This window comes from Rugamonas violacea, assembly GCF_016461825.1.
GTDB lineage: Bacteria > Pseudomonadota > Gammaproteobacteria > Burkholderiales > Burkholderiaceae_D > Rugamonas.
The window spans coordinates 1-765 of the sequence record NZ_JAEMNU010000038.1; the positions used below are offsets into that span (position 1 = coordinate 1).

At 65.2% G+C, this 765-nt stretch carries 1 protein-coding gene; it reads right to left on the reverse strand.

The features are described from left to right. The coding region (locus H7U20_RS09430; RefSeq protein WP_199758901.1) for an IS4 family transposase at positions 1 to 765 on the reverse strand (765 nt) is incomplete at both ends.

Genomic DNA, 765 nt, shown 5'->3' on the forward strand with positions numbered 1-765 from the left:
TGGTCTTGACGCCGGGTTCGCCGTCGCTTTTCCGGCCGAGGAATCCCCCCAGTCGGGCGACCAGTCGTAGCACATCGTTGAGCCTTGGTTTGTCCGGGGCATCCTGATCATTCAACAGGTAAGCACTATGAATCTCGTCGGGGTCGAAGAACAGCGCGGCATCAAGGTCGGGACAGGTGCGACCGCTGCGCATCAGGTAAGCGATCCGCCAGGCGACGACCATGAACAGGGCCAGCGCGCGTTCGAGTTTCTCGATCGTACCCAGTTGCAGCGCCTCGACGCGGCAGGCGTTTTTCAGCACGTCGAACAGCATTTCGATTTCCCAGCGGGCGCGGTACCAGTCGATCAAGGCGACGGCCTCGAGATCGTTGGCCACCGTGCGGTTCGTCAGCAAACGCCATTCGACCGGCGTGGCGTCAGGCGGCGCACCGATTTCGCGCGCGACGATGCACGTGGCCGATACCGTCGCCCCCTTACCCGCAGGCAGTTCGATGCGCCGTGCCCACAGTTGCTGGCGCACTGGACGGGCCTTCACGTCCTTGCGCGCCGGCATCTGGAAGGTGATTTCACCCAACGGCACCCCCTCGGTGGCATGCGCCCAGAGCTTGTCACCTCCGGGCAGACAGCGGTTGTGCTTGGCGCGCACCAGCCAGTCGGCCGGCGTGCCCAGTTGCTGGGCCCGGGCCATCAACGGCATCAGATCGGCTTCGCGGTCGGCCACGTACACCAGGCGCGTGTCGGGAAGCGCGGGCGCCATCTCGGCAA